Source organism: Corynebacterium sp. AOP36-E1-14 (assembly GCF_052377495.1).
Taxonomy (GTDB): Bacteria; Actinomycetota; Actinomycetes; order Mycobacteriales; family Mycobacteriaceae; genus Corynebacterium.
This window is the reverse complement of sequence record NZ_JBQSWV010000023.1, coordinates 1-18,116: the sequence shown is the minus strand read 5'-3', so window position 1 is coordinate 18,116 and position 18,116 is coordinate 1. Positions and strand designations below refer to the sequence as shown.

The window sequence follows — 18,116 nt, the reverse complement described above, 5'->3', positions numbered from 1 at the left end:
GGTTCCTCCTTCGTGATGGGTGTCGGTATCGACGTGGTGGACATCCCGTCGTTCGCCGAGCAGCTCGACCTGCCGGGGTCGCGGTTCGCCGCGTCCTTCACCGGTGCCGAGCGGCGCGCCTGTGCCCGTCTCGCCGAGACGAGCGGGAACGAGGCGCAGCACCTGGCGGCCCGGTGGGCGGCGAAGGAGGCGTTCTACAAGGCGTGGACCGCCGCCGAGGCCGGCGACGAGATCCCCGGTGCCAAGATGGACTGGTCACGGATCGAGGTCGTCAAGGACCGGTGGGGTCGGCCGTTCATCCGGCTGCACGACCCGTTGGACTCCGTGGTCACCGGTGCGCTGACCCGCCACTTCGGTGGTGGGGCCCCGGAGAACGGGCACGCCGTCTGGCATCTGAGCCTGTCGCACGACGGCCCGGTGGCCCAGGCCTTCGTGGTCGGGGAGTGGCGGCGCATGTAGCGGCCCGGGTTCCCCCGGAGTGAGCGAGCAACCCCGCAGGTCGGTGTGACCGACCTGCGGGGTTGCTGCGCGTGGGCACTCCCACCATGTTGTGATCGGACGCTACGCGGCGTGCCATCGTGGTCCCACGGTTGTCGCATGCGTGCCGGGCACGCTGGGGTGATGATGAGGACCAGTGGAAGTGACCGCCGTCGGCTACCGGGATTGCGCGGCAGATTCCGGTCGGGAGGACGCCGCCGCCTGCTCGGCGACACCGTCGGCCACCGCAGGGAGATCGGGTGTGAGGCGAGCGAGCCCTCCAGTCCGAAGAGCCGGCGGTCCCGGTGATGGTGCCGTGTCGGTGTGCCGGATCTATCCAGCCTCTCGGCCGAGCTCATGCTCGGCTGCGCGCCGGATCCACGAGGACACCGAGCGGTCGTCCTTCTCGGCGGCATCCCGGATCCGGTCCAGGAGCGGCTGCGGAAAGCGGACCGGGACCGGAGCCCCGTACTTGGACTTTCTCCTTACCGGCGGACCTTGGGGTTCCTGGTTCTCGGGTCGGGAGTAGAACTCGTGCTCTTGCGCCTTGTTCATGCTGTTAGTCACCGGTCCTGCTCGTAGGGGGGGGCAGTCCTCCAGAAGCCTGAAAAGAAGCGGAGCGTAATGGCGAACCGGATGGTCTATCCAACCAATCCTATATCTCCTGTATTACAGATGGCTACTGCCGATGAAATCCGTGCCGGAAGGAGTGGACAACCGGGTGGTGTGGATAGCGGGGGAGGAGACGTCTCAGCCCAGTGCGCCGCGGATGCGTTCCATCGCGGAGGTCAGCGAGGCCTCGGTGACCCGAGCGGCGGCACAGGCATGCCCTGCGGCGACCGCGTCGATGAGTTGACGCTGGTGGGTGAGGATCCCGGCGGGCGTCCGGGACTCCAGTTCCTCGCGCACACCGACGATCTTGTAGTGCCGGCACTGTGCCCACAGGCTGCGGATCGACTCACACAGCACCTTGTTGGCGGAGGCCTCGTAGACGGCGGACAGCAGTTCTTCGTCGGCGGTGAGGTGACCGAGGACGTCCCCGCGGCCCAGCGCGTCGAGCATCCGGTCGTACAGGGGCTCCAGTCCGCCCGCGGTCACGGCAGCCTTCCCGGCATCATCCCCCTCCTCGGCATCCCCACCCAGCGCAGCGACGCCCAGCTCCGTGGCGCGGACCTCGAGCACACGCCGCACGTCGTAGATGTCCAGGAGCTCGGCGGGGGAGAAGGAGCGCACCACGGCACCGCGCCGGGGACGCGTCTCGACCAGGCCGTCCTCCTCCAGGCGGGTGATGGCCTCCCGCACCGGCATCACGCTGATGCCCAGCTCCGCGGCGAGGTCCCTGATCTGCAGGCGGCGTCCGCCCTGGTACGTGCCGTCGACGATCGCGGCATGCAGCGCCGCGTAGGCCTGGTCGCCCACACGGGTCGCCGCGGGAAGAGGGCTGAGGGACATGCCGACCACTCTACCGACGGGACCTACGCCTTCAGTCGCTCCGCGCGCAGCTGCGCGACCTCGCCGTCGAGCTGTGTGGCGAAGGCGCCGGTCAGCGGCGGCAGCTCGGCCAGCGTCGTGTCCATCGCCGAGGCCAGCAGCAGGTCCGCCAGCTGCGGGTTACGCGCCAGCACCGGCCCGTGCATGTACGTCGCCACGATCGATCCCTGCACCGCGCCCTCGAAGTAGACCTCCTTGCCGGCACGCTCGGGGGTGAGACCGGCGGTCAGCGCACCGTGGGCGTCGGTGTTGCCCACGCCCTCGGTCACGTACCCCAGCGGCGTGGCGTCGGCGCCGAGCAGGGTCGCGCCCTGGTGGTTGGCGAAACCGGTCAACGGCTCGGTCAGCACACCGGCCGCACCCAGCGAACCCGCGGTCAGGCCGAAGCCCTTCAGATTCGGGTCCGACCGCAGCTCACCGATGGTGCGGTTCTGCAGCGAGGACGTCGTCGCGTCGATCAGCCCCAGGCCGTCCACCATGCGGTCGGACGCCCGGAAGGACGTCCCGAAGACCTGCAGGCCGGCACAGATGGCCAGGACGGGACGTCCCGCCTGCACCGCACGCGCCATCGCGCCGTCGGCGGCGAGGTGCTCGGCGGCGAGGATCTGGGCGACGTCCTCGCCACCACCGACGGTGTACACGTCGAGGGTCTCCGGCACGCCGTCGTGCAGGGTGATCGGGTGGATCTCGGCGGTGATGCCGCGCATCCGCGCACGTTGGCGCAGGACGAGGGCGTTGCCGTCGTCGCCGTAGGTGCCGAGCACGTCCGGCAGCACCAGACCGATGTTCAGGGCCGCTTCTCTACTCACTGGGAGATCTCCTTCTGCAGGTCCTTACGCAGGTCACGGAAGGCCGTGTAGTTCGCCAGCACCTCCACGCGCCCGGGCGGGCAGGCGCGCACCGCGGCGACGGTGTCCGCCACGGTGTCGTGCTCCACCCCGGCGTAGCCGAGGCGTACGGCCAGGTCCGAGGACCGCTCACCGGCGGCGACGACCTTGAGGTCGTCGAGGTTCTCGAACTTCACGTCCCACAGCCAGGACAGGTCCTGACCGTCGGCGACCTGCCCGTTCACGGCGATGACCAGGCCGTCGGCGGCGCGGTCGACCATCGACAGGGCCTCCTGCCAGCCGGCCGGGTTCTTGGCGAGCAGCAGGTGCACCTCGCGGCCGTCGAGGTTCACCGTGGAGTAGCGTCCGGCGACGTCGTCGACACGCTCGGCGGCGGCCAGGGCGGACGTCTCGTCCACGCCGAGGGCCACCGCCGCGGCGATCGCCTGCGTGGCGTTGCCCCGGTTGGCGTTGCCTGGCAGCTTCAACGACAGCGGCAGCAGCTCGCCCGAGGGCGTGGTCAGCCCCTCGGGCGTGACCGTCCAGGTGGGTGTGGGACGGCGGAACTCGCGGCCGTCGGCCAGCGGCTTCACCGCGTACCAGTCCGGGGAGCCGTCCTGCTCCTCGGTGCGCACCACCGCACCACCGGTGCGCGGGCAGGACGTGGAGTCGCCGGTGAACCCGACGCCGGCGGACACCCACACCACGTTGGGGCAGTCCCACGCCACGGACGTGACCTGCACGTCGTCGCAGTTGGCGACGACGGTCATCCCGGGGCGCGCCTCCACGCACTCGCGCAGCACCCGCTCGATCTTGTTGATCTCGCCGACCCGGTCGAGCTGGTCGCGTGAGAGGTTCAGCAGCACCAGGACGTCGCAGTCGAGCTTCTTGGCGATGGCCGGCACGTGCAGCTCGTCGACCTCCAGGACGATGCGCTCGCGGTCCCGGCCGGCCAGCAGTGCGGAGATCACCCCGGCGTCCATGTTGTCGCCGCCGTCGTTGGTGGCCACCGTGCCGAGGGCGCGGACCGCCTCGGCGAGCATGCGGGTCGTGGTGGACTTGCCGTTGGTGCCGGTGACGATGGTGCAGGGGCGTCCCGCGCCGAGCTGCTCCATGAGCTTCGGGTCGATGAAGTTGGCGACCAGGCCGCCGATCATGCCGCCGGAACCGCGGCCGGTCTTCTTCGACGCCCAGGTCGCGGCGTCCGCCGCGCGGACGGCCAGTGAGGTCAACATTCCCATTGCTTCATTCACCCTTGGTTCTGGTTCTGCTTCTGGTTCTGCTTCTGGCCCTGCTGCTTCTGGCTGCCGGAGCCGCGCCGTCGACGCCGCCGGGACGACGACCGGCCGGAACCGTTGCCGCCGCCGTTGCCGCCGCCGTTGTTCTTCCCGCCGCCGGACGTGGCGTCCTTGGCGGGGTCCTTCGACGCATTGCCGGAGTTGCCGCCGCCGGAGTTACCGCCACCGTTGCCACCCCTGCCGCCGTTCTTGCCGCGGGCCTGGTTGCGGTTGCGCGACTGGTTGCGGTTTCGTCCCTGGTTACGGCTCTTGCCGCGTTGCGGGGCGGGGATGCGCGGGGTCGCCGGCCGGGCGTCCGGCACGGCGATGTCGGTGGAGCCCGGCTCCACGTCCTCCAAGGCGGCGAGGAACTCCTCGTCGGTGAACAGGGGGATGTTCTTGCGCTCCCCGTGCATCGCCTTGCCGCGCAGCTCGTGGCTGCGGTTGCACACCACCAGGCTCGACGTCCTGTTCAGCTTCTCGCTGTACACCAGTCCGGCCTTCGTGGCGGTGCTGATCAGCAGGTCCGGGTCGTCGCCCACGTCCGGGCTGACCACGAACTCCATGCCCTGGCGCAGGGTGTGCCCGTCGGGCGTGCCCGGGTTGCCGAAGGGACGCGGCGAGGTGGTGGCGTCCACCCGCACGGTGCTGCGTTGCAGACCGAACCGGTCCGCCGTCAGGTCGGACGGATCGGCGACCGACAACCCGCCGGGCGTGTTGTCGGCGGCACCGTCGGCGACCTCGCGCTGCGCGAGGTGGAGAGGGTGCAGGATGCGGGTGTCGGCGAGCAGCAGCTCGTCGGCGAGCACGTCGGCGCGCTGCAGGCTGGACGCCGGGCCGAGGGACGCCAGGGCGTCCTGCGGCAGGTCCAGCCCGTGGGCGTGCGTGTAGTAGGACGCGATGCTGCGCAGGCGCGGATCCTCCACCGGTACCCCGGCACGTCGGGCCGAGGCCAGGGTGTCGATGATGCGCGTGGGCGTGGGCACCGAGATCTTCTTCGGCCGACGCTGCCCGCGCCGCCGCCCGCGCGGGTTGTTGCGCTGGGTGCCGCGGTTCGCCGCACGCTGGGCGCGCCGGTACTCGAACTGGATGAACCCCCACGTCAGCGTGGTGTTGTGGCAGATCAGGGTGCGTCCCTCGATCAGGTCGAACAGCAGCGGGGCGACGGTGGCGAAACCGGGCGCCTGGCCCAGGTCGGCCTCCGTGTAGCCGTGCAGGTGCCACGGGCCCGGGTCCTCGCCGGGGTTGATCTGCTGGACGAAGCCGGTGAGCTGCGCGGCGGGGTCTGTGTTTTCGGTGCCGTCGGTACCGTCGGTCTGCGCCGAGGCGGGACGGTTGCCGCTGAACACGGCACGCTCCCCGTCGGCGGTGTGCAACGTCGCGGCGAACGCCACCATCCGTGAGGTGCTGGGGTGGATGCCCGACGTCGCCACCGTGATCTCCACGAACGGCGCCTCCTGCGCACTCGGCAACGAGCCGTGGAAGGTCTTCGGGAGGTTACGGGCGGGACGCGGCGCGGCCTGCGCCGCGCCGTCCTGCACCGGAGCGTCCTGCGTGCCCGGTGCGTCCTGAACGGAGGGTGCGGACGCGGCAGGCACGGCAGGCTCGGCAGGCACGGCGGCCGGGGCGTCCTGTATCTTCTGTTCGGCCTTCTTGTCTGCCTGCTCGACGGTCCGTGCCGACGGGGGAGCGGAACGGCGGTGGACCTGGCGGCGGCGACGCCGGGAACGGCCCTGTCCGCTGCGCGGGGCACCGTCTGCGCCGTGGGTGGCGTCGGGGCCGGAACCGGGGGAAGTCATGGGGGACATCATACGTTCCGTCCAGCCGCCGGTGCTAAGGACACCGGTGACTCGCCGCGCCGGAGCTCCACGTCTGCGTCACTCGTCGGTGGTGAACCACACGGTGATCCAGCTGTCCGGGTCGTCGCCCCCGAGCTCGCCGGCGACCCGACGACGGATGCCGTGCCACTGCGTCAGGGGGCGCGGGGGTGTGTCGGGGGAGACGTGGAAGACGATCTCCAGCTGGCGCGAGCGGCCGACCTGCGCGGCATGCACGTCCGCGGACAGGAAACCCTCCTCGGCGACGACCCGGTCGGCGACGGCGCGGGCCTCGGCGTGCAGTTCCGGCGGGGTGACCAGCGCGATCTCGGACAGTGCGCGCAGCAGGGTGCGCACCGGCACCGGGATCAGCACGGACGCCACGACGATCAGCACCACCGGGTCCACGTACGGCAGCAGGTGCTCGTGGGAGGTCCCGTCGATGACCATGCCGACCAGGAACGCGATCAACAGCGCACCCGTCACCCCGGCGCCCATGAGCCACCCCTTGACGTCCATGGCCACCAACGCGGAGCCGATCCTCCGGTTCGCCCGGTGCTCCAGGGCCGCGGTGGTGCCGGCGAGCAGCAGGACGACCACGGTGTAGACCACGGCCGGGCCGAACTCGACCTCGCGTCCGCCGTCCAGCAGCGCGGTGACGGCCTGCAGCAGCGCATAGCCGGCGACCGCCATCATCACCAGGGCGTTGAGGCACAGCACCAACGGTTCGAAGTGCCAGAACCCCATGCTGAACCGCCGCGGCAGCCCCTCGGACCTGGATTTGGCGAGCAGCCCGGCCAGGATGATGGAGATCACCGACATCAGGGCGTCGACGAGGGAGAAGACGCCGTCGAACAGGATGGCCGCGGACCCGGACACCAGGCCGAAGCCGATGCCGAGCGCGGAGAGCAGGAGGACGGCGACCAGCGACACGCGCAGGGCCTGTTGTTCGGTACGCACCGTGAAAAAGACTCCTCGGAGGTCACGCAGGGACAGGGCGTTCACTGTCGCACGGGCGTGCCGCACCGGCCAACCACCGGGTTAGGAAGCGGATTCCGGTGCCCCTGCGGGGTGGTGCCAACTGGGTCGTCCCCCAGGCCACGAAACCCACTGTTTCGTTACCTGGGGGACGACTCAGATGACACAGCTGACCCAGCTGGGACTAGACCCCGCCGAGCACACCCTGGGCGACCGGCTCCTTGGAGTGCGCGCGGTTCACCCCGGAGGTGATGGCCTTCAGCGAGGCGTAGGTGATCGAACCGGCGATGCCGACACCCCAGACCTGCTGGCCGTCGATCTGCGCCAGGACGTAGGCCGCGGCCTCCGCGTCGTCGCCGGCGGTGCGGGCGTGCTGGGAGTACTCCTGGACCTCCACGTCCACGCCCAGGGCCTCCAGGGCGTTGCAGTACGCCGCGATCGGCCCGTTGCCACGGCCCTGGATGGTGCGGGTGTCGCCCTTCCACTCGATCTCGGCGGTGACCTTGGTCTCCGACCCCTCGGTCTGCGGGCCGTCCACCGTCACGGAGATCTGCTCCAGCGGGGAGGTGCGCTCCAGGTACTCGCCGGTGAAGATGTCCCACATGGCCTTGGAGTTCACCTCGCCGCCCTCGGCCTCGGTCACGGCCTGGACCACGCCGGAGAACTCGACCTGCATCGGACGCGGCATGTCGATGCCGTGGTCGGTCTTCATGATGTAGGCCACGCCGCCCTTGCCGGACTGCGAGTTCACCCGGATCACGGCCTCGTAGCTGCGGCCGATGTCCTTCGGGTCGATCGGCAGGTAGGGGACCTCCCACTGCACGCGGCGGAAGTCCTCCTCGGAGATCTCGTTGGCGTGGTGGCCCGGGGAGACGGAGTCCGCCAGGGCGTCGATGCCCTTGTTGATGGCGTCCTGGTGCGAACCGGAGAAGGCGGTGAACACCAGGTCGCCGCCGTAGGGCTGACGCTCCGGGACGACCAGCTGGTTGCAGTACTCCACCGTGCGGCGGATCTCGTCGATGTCGGAGAAGTCGATCTGCGGGTCCACGCCCTGGGTGAACATGTTCAGCCCCAGGGTCACCAGGTCCACGTTGCCGGTGCGCTCACCGTTGCCGAACAGGCAGCCCTCGATGCGGTCGGCGCCGGCCATGTAGCCCAGCTCGGCGGTGGCGACACCGGTGCCGCGGTCGTTGTGCGGGTGCAGCGACAGGATCACCGAGTCGCGGCGGGCGATGTGGCGGCTCATCCACTCGATGCCGTCGGCGTAGACGTTCGGGGTGATCATCTCCACCGTGGACGGCAGGTTGATGATGATCGGGTTCTCCGGGGTCGGCTCCATGATCTCGATGACCGCGTCGCAGACCTCCTTGGCGTACTCGACCTCGGTGCCGGTGTAGGACTCCGGGGAGTACTGCCAGCGCCAGGTGGTGTCCGGGTAGTCCTTGGCGACGTCCTTGATCAGCTCGGCGGCGTCGGTCGCCAGCTTCTTGATCGCGTCCCGGTCCTTCCGGAAGACCACGCGGCGCTGCAGGATCGAGGTGGAGTTGTAGAAGTGCACGATCACGTTCTTCGCGCCCTCGCACGCCTCGAAGGTGCGGCGGATCAGGTGCTCGCGCGCCTGCACCAGCACCTGGATGGTGACGTCCTCCGGGATCATGTCGTTCTCGATGATCTCGCGGACGAAGTCGAAGTCGACCTGGGAGGCGGACGGGAAGCCGACCTCGATCTCCTTGTAGCCCATGCGTACCAGCAGGTCGAACATGCGGCGCTTGCGCTCCGGGCTCATCGGGTCGATCAGGGCCTGGTTGCCGTCGCGCAGGTCCACCGCGCACCACTGGGGTGCGGTGTCGATGACCTTGTCCGGCCAGGTGCGGTCGGGCAGCTGGAAGCGCTCGACCTCGGTGAAGTGCGGCTGGTAGCGGTGCGCCGGCATCTGGGAGGGGCGCTGCTTGTTCCAGGCCTTCTGGCCCTCGGGGATCTCGCCGGCAGGGGTGGAGATGCGGGCGGGGGCGGAGATGAAGGAATCAGAGGGGGTCATGATGGTGCTCCTTGGATCGGTGGAAGGAAATAATGGTCATCACCGACCGGCACGACTCAACTCCGCGACGGGGAGCCGGTCGGTTTTTCAGAACCTGACCCCGCCGCGGCAGAGAAGGAGGAGCTGCGCGCGCGAGTTAATCATGGCGACCACTGTAACACGGTGACGCGGACGCGGGGAAAGTGGGAGTGTGACCGGGCTAACGTCGACCGGGTTCGCCATGGTGGTGGGGCGCTAGGATGGACGACCGTGGAACGAAGAGCAACGGCTGGCGTGACGGCGGTGACCGCAGTGGTCTCGGGCGTGGTGACGGTGCTGACCGCCGTCGTGCAGATGGTCGTGATGACCGTCCGGGGCAACCGCAACGGCCTCAGCCTGCGCGAGGTCCTCACGCAGTGGGACGCGCACTGGATGATGATGATCTCGGAGCACGGCTACTCCGGGTTCGTCATGTCGTCCGAACCGTCCGGCCCGGTGCAGTGGGAGTCGGTGGCGTTCTTCCCCGGGTACCCGGTGCTGGTGCGCCTCGTCGCCGCCCCGATGGCGGTGCTGGACGTGGCGGACGCGACGTTCCTCGCCGCGATGTTCACCTCCGCCGTCGCGACGTTGTTCCTGGCCTGGGGTGTCAGCCTGCTGGCCACCGAGCTGTGGTGTCCTCCGGACCGCCGGACGTTGGTCGTGCTGACGGCCGTGGTGACGGTGCTCGCCGTCGGTGCGCCGATGGGTGTCGTCTACTGGATGCCCTACTCCGAGAGCCTGTTCACCGCCCTGACGGTGTGGGCGCTGTACTTCCTGCTGCGCCGCCGCCACCTCGCCGCCGGTGTGCTGACCCTGTTCGCCGGGCTGACCCGGCTCACCGCCGCGGCACTGGTGCTCACACTGTGCGTCGCCGCCGTGGTCGAGGTGTGGCGCTGGTGGCGGGCGCGCCAGGCAGGACGAACACGGCAGGACGCTGCGCTTCCTGCCTTCCCGGCGTCCGCCGTCACCGCGCCGGTGCTCGGCGCCCTGGGGATCGGCGCCTACCTGGCGTGGGCGAACCGGACGGTCGCCGAGATCGGCGGGTACTTCGCCGCGCAGGAGCGTGGCTGGCACTCCGGGGTCGACCTGGGGGCGGCCACGCTGCGGTGGCTGGCGGACAACCTGCCCGGCCAGATGACCGGCTACACGATCTCCAGCTGGTCGATGATCCTGGTGGCGTTGCTGTGCGTGGCGTCGCTGTGGATGCTGTGGGCGGGGTGGATCCCCTGGCAGCTGTGGCTGCCGGCGGTGGTCCTGGCGGGCATCGTGCTGGGGTCGGACGGCATCATGCACTCACGTCCGCGGCTGCTGCTGATCCCGGTGCTCCTGCTGTGCCTGCCGCTGGTCGTCCGGGCGGTGCGTGGCTGGCGGACTGCCGGGGCGGTGGGTCCGGTCCATGTCGTGGCCGGCGCGGCGATCGGGGTCGCGGCGGTCCTGTGGTGCACCCTGGGATTCTGGGTGTCCGCCGAGATGCTCATCGGCTTCGAGTACGCGATCTGAGGATCACTCCCCGCGCTCTTCCTCGGCCTTCTCCTCTGCCACCTCTTCGGCCTCCTCTCGCCGTCGCAGGCGGATACGGCGCAGTTTCATGGCCCGCGCCATCGTCATCGGCTGGCGCAGCCTCTTCTGCGCCGCCCACGACAGGTCCTGCATCCCAGGTAGCACCCAACCCCGCCAGTAGGCGGCGATCATCAGCCCCGCGCCGATGAAGGGGGACACGATCAGCCCCACCAGGAACACCGGGAAGTCACCGGCGACCCCGGAGTCGTCCAACGACTTGATCCCGACCATCACCGCCGCGGTGAGCAGTGCCGGGGTCGCGTACAACGTCGCCCCGCCGAAGATCGCGGGCACCGACCCGGTCATCACGTCCCGGATCATGCCGCCGCCGACCACCGTCAAGACCCCGAGGAACAGCGCCGACGACCACGGCAGGTCGTTGGCCAGCGCCTTCGTCGAGCCGGTCGCGGCCCACACGCCCAGGACCACGGCGTCGCCGTGGACGCGGAAGATCTCCCACCCGCGGGAGTTCATGTGGATCATCGTGGAGATCACCGCCCCGACCAGGGCGAGCCCGAAGTAGCGCATGTCCTGCATGGCGGCCGGCGGCCCGTTGTCGATGAGCACGTCGCGGATCATGCCGCCGCCCAACGCGGTGATGATCGACAGGAAGAGGATGCCGATGAAGTCGAGGTTGCGGGCGCGGGCGATGATCGCCCCGATCATCCCGTAGAGAACCACCCCGATCAGGTCGAGTGTCTCGTAGACCGCCCTGATCGACGGGTCGACAAAGTCCATGGCGCCGAGGATATCCTTTTCCACTCACTCCACGCCGCGGCGCGAGAGCACCACCGTGGACACGATCATCACCACCAGGGCACCGGCCATGATCAGCCACTGGGTGCCCTCCACCTGGAACCGCTCACCGAGCACCAGGTAGCCCAGCACGAACGCCACGATCGGCTCGGTGATCGTCATGGCGGGCAGCGAGTTCTTCAACGCGCCGGCGTTGAAGCTGGCCTGCTGCACCAGTGTGCCGATGATCGCCGCGGCGATGACCCCGTAGAGCTCCCAGGTGGTCAGCAGGGCGGCCACGCCCTCCTGGTTGAAGATGTTGACCACCGACTTCGACAGCACCGCCAGGTAACCCATGATCGCGCCGGTCACGGCGCCGAGGATCAGGGCCCGGGTGCGCAGCTGCTGCCGGGAGGCCAGCCACATCAGGGCCAGCAAGACGATCGCGCCCACCCCGAGGGTGGCCATCCACGTGCCCAACGTCGGGAAATCGTTGCCGGGCAGGGGACGTCCCCACACCACGACCACGCCCACGGCGACGGTGAGCAGCGTCGCCCACGCCATCTCCATACGCGACACCCGGCGTCCGTCGAAACGGGCGGCCAGCGGCAGGGTGAACATCAACGAGAGCACCAGCACCGGCTGGACGACCAGCAGCGTGCCGAACCCCAGCGCCACGATCTGCAGCCCGTAGGCCGCCAGCGCGCAGAAGACGCCCGCCCACCAGCGTGGACGGGCGACGGCCGCGAGGACCGGGGTGCCGTGGGCGTTGTCGCGGTCGCCCGACGTCTGTTCGGCGACCTGGTGGCGCAGGATCGTTCCCCAGGCCACGGTGAGGGCAGAAAGAAGGGCGAAGACGACAGCGAGCAGGTTGCTGTGCATCATCAGAAACTCAGACTAGTCGTCCGCCGCCGAGGATGTATCAGAGGGCTTTATTACCCGATTACCCCACGATCACGTCACGATCACTTCGCGAAGTACTCCTCGATCTGGTCGAGCATCACCATCGCGCTGTAGTAGTCGATGCGGAAGGTCTCGGCACTGAACTCGAAGATGCGGTCGTTCTCCACGGCGTAGGTGTTGCGCGCGGTGGGCTTCTCGGCCATCTGCTCGCTGACGGGGTTGTCGGCGTCGGCGTTCGTGGCGAAGATCGTCCGGCCGGTCAGGCCCTTGTCCAGGTTCTCGTCGGTGACCTGCACCACGTCCGTGCGTCCGGCGTAGTCGCCGTCGGTACGTGCCACACCCTCGCCGGGGACGTCCAGGTCCCAGCCGAGCTCCTCGATGATGCGGCCCTGCGCGGACTCGCCGGTCATGAAGTTCACGCCGCCGTCGGTCGCCGGCAGGATGAACTGCACGGGCTGCTCGGGCTCCTCGATGTTCTCGGTCACCTCGGTGGCGCGGTCCTTGAACTCCTGAATGGCGTCGGCGGCCTCCTCCTCGTGGCCGGTGACCTCACCGAGCTGCGTGGTGACCTCGGTCCAGTCCTTGTCGGAGTAGTCCAGGACCACGGTGGGGGCGACCTCCGACAGGCGCTCGGCGAGGTCCGGGGCGGCGTCCGCGCCGAAGGCGGAGACGATGATCAGGTCGGGGTCCTGGGCGGCGATCTTCTCGAAGTCCGGCTCCAGCTGGCCGATCTCCTCGACACCACGCTCGTCGGCGACGTCGGCCCACTGCTTGAAGAAGCCCTTGTCGTCGGAGGTCGGGCCCGGGCTCGCTGCACCGGAGGCGATGACCGGGGCGTCCATGGACAGCAGGCTGCCGGTCAGGGTCACCGACGTCGACACGATGCGCTCGGGCTGGGCGGGGATCTCCACCTCCTCGGTCTCACCGGTGGGGGTGCCGTCGTCGACGCCGATCGAGTCGACGGTGCGCGGCCACTCGCCGTCGCTCTGGGACGCGGCGGAGGTGTCGGTGCTGTCGGAGCCGTCGGACGAGCTGCTGTCGTCGCTGTCGTCGGAGCAGGCGGCCATGGCGAACACGAGGCCGGAGACGACGACGGCGCCGGCGATCCGGCGGCGCATGGTGGGCAGATGAGACATGTGATTCTCTCCTCGAGAATACGAAAGGGTGGTTACGCTCAGTAATCGTATCGGCACCGCCCGTCCACCGGTAGGGGGTATGTCAGGTGATGCTAACCTCGTGGCGAAGCGGTTCGACCGCCACCCCCGCACCCAACGTGAGGAGCACTTCGCCGTGCCACGAATCAGCCGCGACACCGACATCTACCCGATCACGATGCGCGAGCTGGAGGTGCTCGGGGTCGAGGACGTCTCCCCGAACATGCGCCGCATCGTCTTCGGTGGTGAGGGGCTGCGCGCCCATGAGCGCGACGGTGAGACCGTGCCGGCCATCGTCTCCGACGGTTTCGACGACGACATGCGGATGATCTTCCCCCACCCGGAGACCGCCGAGCGTCCCTACCCGGTGTCGCTGGGCGACGGCCGCCTGGACTGGACCGCCGAGGTCAACGAGCTCTTCCGTACCTACACGGTGCGCCGCTGGTCGCCGGACGCCGGGGAGCACGGCGAACTCGTCGTGGACTTCGCCCGTCACGGCGCGGGCCTGGCGGAGGGGTGGTCGTCCACCGCGGGCGTCGGCGACAAGGTGTACGCCGCCGGCCCGAAGAACTGCGCCTCGCTGCCGGTCCACACCGACTGGCTGCTGCTCGTCGGCGACGAGACCGCCCTGCCGGCGATCGGCCGCTGCCTGGAGGAGGTGCCCGCCGGGCACCGCGTGCTCGCCATCGTGGAGGTCCCGGACCAGGCCGACATCCAGGAGGACCTGGGTCAGGTGGCCTGCGCGGACACCCTGGACCTGCGCTGGGTCGTGCGCGCCGAGGGCGGGGACTTCACCGCGGAGGTCGACGCCCTGGCGTCCGGCGACACCGCACTGCCGGAGGGCACGCCCTTCGTGTGGGCCGGTGGTGAGGCCGGACGGCTGAAGAAGGTCCGTTCCTTCATCAAGACCGCCGGGGTGCCGCGCGAGCACGTGCAGGTCACCGGCTACTGGCGCAAGGTCGACGCCCCGCAGCCGGCCGCCCAGGAAGAGGGCAACGGCGAGGCGGGGGAGGACGCGACCGGTGCCGCCGCAGCCGAGGCACCGTCGTCGAGCATCTCCGTGCTCATGCAGCTCCACGAGCTCACCGAGATCGCGCCGGGCCTGGCACTGCAGGCGGCTGCACGGCTGGGCCTGTTCGAGGCCGTCGACGTGGCTGCCGAGGCGGCGGGCGGACCGGCGGCGCCCCTCGCCGAGGTCGCCGGCGCGACCGGGGTGGACCCGGACCGGCTCCTGCGTTTCCTGCGCTACCTGCAGTCGCTCGACCTGCTCACCATCGTCGGTGACGCTGAAGACGCTGCGACCCCTACCGTGCAGCTGACGACCCTGGGCAACGAGCTCGCCGACCCGGAGGGTGTCGTCGCCCGTCTGACCGGGCCGGGGGCGGTCCAGTCGCTGGCCTGGCTGCACCTCGACGAGACGCTGCGCACCGGCACGCCGGCAGCCGTCGGCTCGCGCGGGGCCGACTGGGCGTCCGTCCGGGCCGAGAAACCCGCCCTGGGCGAGACCCTCGCCGACGGCGAGGCCACCCGCGCCCAGTGGGTCGCCCCGGCGCTGGCGAAGAAGCTGGACGCACTGCCCGGCGGTGCGCCGACGCACGTCGCCGTGGCCGGAGCGTCCGAGGGCGTGGCCGCCGCGGTGTACGCAGACGAGCTCGTCCGCGCCCGTGGCGACCTCAACGTCACGGTGCTCGACCTGCAGGAGTCACAGGACGCCTCGCACGAACGGGTGCTGCGCGAGGTCGCCATCTCGCGCCGGGACCGCGTCGAGGTGCGGGACTGGGCGGAAGGCACCGGGGACGCTGGAAGTGCGCCGGACGCGCCGGGCGTCCTGATCCTGTTGGACCCCTTCGCACTGCGCACCGCGCAGGACGTCCCGACGTTGCTCGCCGAGGCGGCCTCGATCGTCGGGCCGTCCGGCAGTGTCGTGGTCGTCACCCGGCTGCTCGCCGAGAGCGGGGAGGAGGACCACGACTACGAGGAGGACCTGACCCGCATGCTCGTTGACGGGCACCGTCTGCCCACGGCCCGTGACCTGGCGTCCGCGGTGGCGGAGGCGGGTCTCACCGGGGTGGCGGACATGCCGGTCGGGTGGGGTAGCCACGCCGTGGTCGTCGCCGGAAAGTGACCTGCGACACCGGCTTCCGGGAGCAGTGAAGGCTCAGGTACGCTGGGGAGGTCTGAGCAATTATAACGAGTTATCCCGTCAACACGGGAAGGTGGAGCTGGGAACCGTGGCCTTGATCGTGCAGAAGTACGGCGGATCGTCGTTGGAGAGCGCCGAACGTATCCGGCGCGTGGCGCAGCGCATCGTGGAGACCAAGAAGCAGGGCCACGACGTGGTCGTGGTCTGCTCCGCGATGGGTGACACCACCGACGACCTGCTCGACCTGGCGAACCAGGTCAACCCGGTGCCGCCGGGCCGTGAGATGGACATGCTGCTCACCGCCGGTGAGCGCATCTCCAACTCCCTGGTGGCCATGGCCATCGACTCCTTCGGCGCCGAGGCGCAGTCCTTCACCGGCTCCCAGGCCGGGGTGATCACCACGGAGCGTCACGGCAACGCCCGCATCGTGGACGTGACCCCGGGCCGGGTGCGCGAGGCGCTGGACGAGGGAAAGATCTGCCTCGTCGCCGGCTTCCAGGGCGTCAACCGGGAGACCCGGGACATCACCACCCTGGGCCGTGGTGGCTCGGACACCACCGCCGTGGCGCTTGCCGCCGCACTGAAGGCCGACGTGTGCGAGATCTACTCCGACGTCGACGGCGTGTACACCGCCGACCCGCGCATCGTGCCCAACGCCAAGCGGCTGGACACCATCTCCTTCGACGAGATGCTGGAGATGGCCGCCGTCGGCGCCAAGATCCTGATGCTGCGGTGCGTGGAGTACGCCCGCGCCTTCAACGTCCCGATCCGTGTCCGTTCATCATTCAGCAACGAAACCGGCACCCTGGTGTCCGGCTCTTTGGAGGATATCCCCGTGGAAGAAGCAGTCCTTACCGGTGTCGCCCACGACCGTTCCGAGGCGAAGGTCACCGTGCTCGGCATCCCCGACAAGCCGGGCGAGGCCGCCCGCGTGTTCCGCACCCTGGCGGACGCGGAGATCAACATCGACATGGTGCTGCAGAACGTGTCGTCGCTGGCGGACAACCTGACCGACATCACCTTCACCTGCCCGCGGGAGGACGCACCGCGCGCCGTGGAGCTGCTCAAGGGCCTGCAGGGCGCCGAGGAGCACCAGAAGTTCGGGCAGCTGCTGTTCGACGACCAGGTCGGCAAGGTGTCGCTGGTGGGTGCGGGCATGAAGTCGCACCCCGGCGTGACCGCGGACTTCTGCGAGGCGCTGCGCGACGCTGGCATCAACATCGAGCTGATCTCCACCTCGGAGATCCGTATCTCCGTGCTGATCCGCGACACCGACCTCGACGCGGCCGTGGCCGCCCTGCACGAGCGTTTCAAGCTCGGTGGCGAGGAGACCGCCACCGTCTACGCCGGCACCGGCCGGTAGAAGGGACACCGAGAAAACCATGACCACCCTCGCGATTGTGGGCGCCACCGGCCAGGTCGGCCGCGTGATGCGTGACATCCTGGAGAACCGTCCGGCCGTGCTGGAGAAGCTGGACTCGGTGCGTTTCTTCGCCTCGGCCCGCTCGGCGGGCACCGAGATCGAGTTCAACGGCGGACGTGTCGTCGTCGAGGACGTCGAGGCGACCTCGACGGAGGACCTGCGTGGCATCGACGTGGCCCTGTTCTCCGCCGGTGGTGCGACGTCCAAGGTGCAGGCCCCGCGTTTCGTGGAGGCCGGCGCCACCGTGGTGGACAACTCCTCGGCGTGGCGTAAGGATCCGGAGGTCCCGCTGATCGTCTCGGAGGTCAACCCGGACGACGCGAAGGACGTGCCGAAGGGCATCATCGCCAACCCGAACTGCACCACCATGGCGGCGATGCCGGTGCTGGGTGCCCTGCACGGTGTGGCCGGTCTGAAGCGCCTGCACGTGTCGAGCTACCAGGCGGTGTCCGGTTCGGGTCTGGCCGGGGTGAAGGCCCTGGCCGACCAGGTGCGGGCCAACCTGGAGGTGCTGGAGAACCTGGCGACCGACGGGTCGGCGCTGCAGGTCGAGGACTTCGGCCCGTACGTGGCCCCGATCGCCTTCAACGCGCTGCCGATGGCCGGCAGCATCGTGGACGACGGCTCCGGGGAGACCGACGAGGAGCAGAAGCTGCGCAATGAGTCGCGCAAGATCCTGCACATCCCGGAGCTTCCCGTGGCCGGCACCTGCGTGCGTGTTCCGGTGTTCACCGGGCACACGATGACGGTGCACGCGGAGTTCGATTCCGCGATCACCCCGGAGCGTGCCGAGGAGGTCCTGTCCGCGGCGCCGGGTGTGGAGCTGACGGACGTGCCGACGCCGTTGGCTGCCGCGGGTGTGGACCCGTCCCTGGTGGGGCGTATCCGCCAGGACCAGTCGGTGGAGGACGGCCGTGGCCTGGTCCTCGTGGTCTCCGGTGACAACCTGCGCAAGGGCGCGGCGTTGAACACGATCCAGATCGCGGAGCTGCTGCTCTAGCGGTTCTCGTCCCGCACGTCGGGGCCGGTGAGCCTGTGCCGGTGCATTCCTCCTCTCGAGGAGGGTGCACCGGCGCAGGCTTTTGTTTCCTCGCAGGTCAGTGACACCGTGGAAGCCGCTAATGTGACGCATGCTACCGTGTTTCCCGTCCAACTTATGTGATCACAGATTTCACGAGTGCCGGGCCGCCAAAACCTGGGGAACACCACCCCAGCACACTGCACCACAGCGACAACCTGTCCGCAGCTGGCGTCCCGGCACCGGATAGGGAGAGC

At 69.6% G+C, this 18,116-nt stretch carries 14 protein-coding genes; 5 read left to right on the top strand and 9 right to left on the bottom strand.

Annotated elements, in window-relative coordinates; translation table 11 throughout:
* Nucleotides 1–15: 15 nt before the first annotated feature.
* The gene (gene acpS, locus ACT3TD_RS10935) at nucleotides 16–459 is read left to right on the top strand and encodes a holo-ACP synthase AcpS (RefSeq protein ID WP_441579517.1); all 444 of its coding nucleotides are present in this window, start codon (nucleotides 16–18) and stop codon (nucleotides 457–459) included.
* A gap of 768 nt (nucleotides 460–1,227) precedes the next feature.
* Here the strand turns inward: acpS and ACT3TD_RS10930 are convergent.
* The 6 genes from ACT3TD_RS10930 to leuA form a co-directional block, all read right to left on the bottom strand.
* Nucleotides 1,228–1,929, bottom strand: a complete 702-nt coding sequence (locus ACT3TD_RS10930) for a GntR family transcriptional regulator (protein ID WP_301443698.1) — start codon at nucleotides 1,927–1,929, stop codon at nucleotides 1,228–1,230.
* Nucleotides 1,930–1,952: 23 nt separating this feature from the next.
* Nucleotides 1,953–2,777, bottom strand: a complete 825-nt coding sequence (locus ACT3TD_RS10925) for a type 1 glutamine amidotransferase (RefSeq protein WP_301443699.1) — start codon at nucleotides 2,775–2,777, stop codon at nucleotides 1,953–1,955.
* The gene (locus tag ACT3TD_RS10920; protein ID WP_301443700.1) at nucleotides 2,774–4,036 is read right to left on the bottom strand and encodes a MurT ligase domain-containing protein; all 1,263 of its coding nucleotides are present in this window, start codon (nucleotides 4,034–4,036) and stop codon (nucleotides 2,774–2,776) included. The genes ACT3TD_RS10925 and ACT3TD_RS10920 overlap by 4 nt, the downstream gene beginning before the upstream one ends.
* Before the next feature lie 8 nt (nucleotides 4,037–4,044).
* Nucleotides 4,045–5,871: a DNA polymerase III subunit epsilon gene (locus tag ACT3TD_RS10915; protein WP_441588265.1), complete on the bottom strand. Its 1,827-nt coding sequence runs from the start codon at nucleotides 5,869–5,871 to the stop codon at nucleotides 4,045–4,047.
* Nucleotides 5,872–5,949: 78 nt separating this feature from the next.
* Nucleotides 5,950–6,849: a cation diffusion facilitator family transporter gene (locus tag ACT3TD_RS10910; protein WP_301444205.1), complete on the bottom strand. Its 900-nt coding sequence runs from the start codon at nucleotides 6,847–6,849 to the stop codon at nucleotides 5,950–5,952.
* 202 nt (nucleotides 6,850–7,051) lie between these two features.
* On the bottom strand, nucleotides 7,052–8,905 hold the full coding sequence (leuA, locus tag ACT3TD_RS10905) for a 2-isopropylmalate synthase (RefSeq protein WP_441582499.1): 1,854 nt from the start codon (nucleotides 8,903–8,905) through the stop codon (nucleotides 7,052–7,054).
* A gap of 249 nt (nucleotides 8,906–9,154) precedes the next feature.
* On the opposite strand from leuA, the gene ACT3TD_RS10900 reads away from it, so the two are divergent.
* Nucleotides 9,155–10,423 (top strand): hypothetical protein, encoded by a 1,269-nt coding sequence (locus ACT3TD_RS10900; RefSeq protein WP_301443147.1) that lies wholly within the window; start codon nucleotides 9,155–9,157, stop codon nucleotides 10,421–10,423.
* Nucleotides 10,424–10,426: 3 nt separating this feature from the next.
* Here the strand turns inward: ACT3TD_RS10900 and ACT3TD_RS10895 are convergent, their stop codons facing one another.
* The 3 genes from ACT3TD_RS10895 to fepB form a co-directional block, all read right to left on the bottom strand.
* Nucleotides 10,427–11,221: a trimeric intracellular cation channel family protein gene (locus tag ACT3TD_RS10895; RefSeq protein WP_301443146.1), complete on the bottom strand. Its 795-nt coding sequence runs from the start codon at nucleotides 11,219–11,221 to the stop codon at nucleotides 10,427–10,429.
* Between the two features lie 24 nt (nucleotides 11,222–11,245).
* Complete coding sequence (locus tag ACT3TD_RS10890) at nucleotides 11,246–12,100, bottom strand: DMT family transporter (RefSeq protein ID WP_301443150.1); 855 nt, start codon at nucleotides 12,098–12,100, stop codon at nucleotides 11,246–11,248.
* Between the two features lie 83 nt (nucleotides 12,101–12,183).
* A complete protein-coding gene (gene fepB / locus ACT3TD_RS10885; protein WP_301443145.1) occupies nucleotides 12,184–13,257 on the bottom strand; it encodes a Fe2+-enterobactin ABC transporter substrate-binding protein in 1,074 nt (357 codons plus the stop codon).
* Nucleotides 13,258–13,336: 79 nt separating this feature from the next.
* On the opposite strand from fepB, the gene ACT3TD_RS10880 reads away from it, so the two are divergent.
* The 3 genes from ACT3TD_RS10880 to ACT3TD_RS10870 all read left to right on the top strand — a co-directional run bounded on the left by ACT3TD_RS10880 (nucleotide 13,337) and on the right by ACT3TD_RS10870 (nucleotide 17,841).
* Nucleotides 13,337–15,400: an SIP domain-containing protein gene (locus tag ACT3TD_RS10880; protein ID WP_441579729.1), complete on the top strand. Its 2,064-nt coding sequence runs from the start codon at nucleotides 13,337–13,339 to the stop codon at nucleotides 15,398–15,400.
* 106 nt (nucleotides 15,401–15,506) lie between these two features.
* Nucleotides 15,507–16,781 carry an aspartate kinase gene (locus tag ACT3TD_RS10875; RefSeq protein WP_301443149.1) on the top strand — a complete coding sequence of 425 codons (1,275 nt, stop codon included), beginning with the start codon at nucleotides 15,507–15,509 and terminating at the stop codon, nucleotides 16,779–16,781.
* A gap of 19 nt (nucleotides 16,782–16,800) precedes the next feature.
* Complete coding sequence (locus ACT3TD_RS10870) at nucleotides 16,801–17,841, top strand: aspartate-semialdehyde dehydrogenase (protein WP_441579730.1); 1,041 nt, start codon at nucleotides 16,801–16,803, stop codon at nucleotides 17,839–17,841.
* The last annotated feature ends 275 nt before the right edge of the window (nucleotides 17,842–18,116 follow it).